Origin of the sequence: Prevotella sp. TF12-30, from assembly GCF_003436715.1 — a bacterium.
Classification (GTDB): domain Bacteria; phylum Bacteroidota; class Bacteroidia; order Bacteroidales; family Bacteroidaceae; genus Prevotella; species Prevotella copri_A.
The window spans coordinates 1,838-3,728 of the sequence record NZ_QSQJ01000007.1 but is presented as its reverse complement, the minus strand read 5'-3'; the positions used below and the strand labels follow the sequence as shown (position 1 = coordinate 3,728).

Genomic DNA, 1,891 nt, shown 5'->3' with positions numbered 1-1,891 from the left:
AAGCTTAGCGGATTTTCTCGGGAGTATGATTACCCACACTATCAGATTCCTCCGAAGAGGACTCCGTACTATCAGGTTCAGCTCGGAGAGTGGATTTGCCTGCTCTCCTCAACACCTACACTCTTCAACGGGGACTTCCGTCGCCCCGCGGTGGTTTCACTGCTCCGTCTCCACGTCGCCCCATGCGGCAGTGACGGAATATTAACCGTCTCTGCCATCGCCATCGCCGTTCGGCTTAGACTTAGGACCCGACTGACCCCGGGCTGATTGGCATTGCCCGGGAAACCTTGGTCTTACAGCGGGAGGGAATCTAACCCTCCTTATCGTTACTTATTCCTACATTTGCTTTACTCACCGCTCCAGGATAACTTACGTACACCATTCGACGCTGTGAGTATGCTCCCCTACCGATACTTTCATAATTGCTATCCCGCGCCTTCGGTGTCTGCCTTATACCCGATTATTATCCATGCCCGGACCCTCGACTAGTGAGCTGTTACGCACTCTTTGAATGAATGGCTGCTTCCAAGCCAACATCCTAGCTGTCATAGGGACCAGACTTCGTTAGACTAACTCAGGCAGAACTCCGGGACCTTAGACGGCGGTCTGGATTCTTCTCCTCTCGGGGACGGACCTTAGCACCCGCCCCCTTACTGCCGGACTGCGAACCGTGAGCATTCGGAGTTCGTCAGGACTCGATAGGCGGTGAAGCCCTCTTGTCCTATCGGTCGCTCTACCTCTCACGGTGACCATCCGACGCGGCACCTAAATGCCTTTCGGGGAGTACGAGCTATCTCCAAGTTTGATTGGCCTTTCACTCCTACACTCGGCTCATCCAGAAGCTTTTCAACGCTTATTGGTGCGGACCTCCATCCCGTGTTACCGGGACTTCATCCTGGCCAAGTGTAGATCACTTGGTTTCGCGTCTACCCCCACTGACTGTGCGCCCTCTTCAGGCTCGCTTTCACTGCGGCTACGTACCTCATGGTACTCAACCTCGCCAGTGACGGTAACTCGTAGGATCATTATGCAAAAGGCACGCCGTCACATCGTAAGATGCTCCGACCGCTTGTAGGCGCATGGTTTCAGGAACTATTTCACTCCCCTGCTCGGGGTTCTTTTCACCTTTCCTTCACAGTACTCGTTCGCTATCGGTCTCACGGGAGTATTTAGCCTTACCGGATGGTCCCGGCAGATTCGCGCAGGATTCCTCGTGTCCCGCGTTACTCAGGATACCGCTATGCTTGATTTGGCTTCGTGTACAGGATTATCACCTTCTGTGATGTAACTTTCCAGATACTTCCACTCACCATTTCAATACAATGTCGCGGTCCTACAACCCCAGCCACGCCTTGCGACGCCACTGGTTTGGGCTGTTCCCCGTTCGCTCGCCACTACTGGGGGAATCATTCATTTATTTTCTCTTCCTGCAGGTACTAAGATGTTTCAGTTCCCTGCGTTAGCTCTCAATCTTGAAGATCGAGTAACCGTCCTTCAGACGGCTAGGTTGTCCCATTCGGAAATCTCCGGATCAAAGGTTATTTGCACCTACCCGAAGCTTATCGCAGCTTATCACGTCCTTCATCGCCTCCGTGAGCCTAGGCATCCGCCATACGCCCTTTCTTACTTTCTTTACGACTGTATTCTTGTTACTCGTTTCCGAATAACGAATAAGTAGCTCATACTTTCAGCTCTATTCTAACTTGTGAAATCTCATCTTGCGATTTGAGTCACTTTAGTCTGAACTAAAGTTCATTACTTACAGTTTTGCTTGTGTCAATATGTCAAAGATCTTCTTGCCTTAAAAGGCATAGTGGAGATTGTGGAGTTGAACCATTTTACTTGAGCCATCCCTATATATTATATAATGTATAAGGAATCCCAGTCTCCT

General features: G+C 50.7%; 1 rRNA gene (only partly in view). It reads right to left on the bottom strand.

Annotation, left to right across the window (positions count from 1 at the left end):
* A 23S ribosomal RNA gene (locus DXD25_RS16920) occupies window positions 1-1,633 on the bottom strand; it reaches 1,388 nt to the left of the window's first position.
* Between the last annotated feature and the right edge of the window lie 258 nt (window positions 1,634-1,891).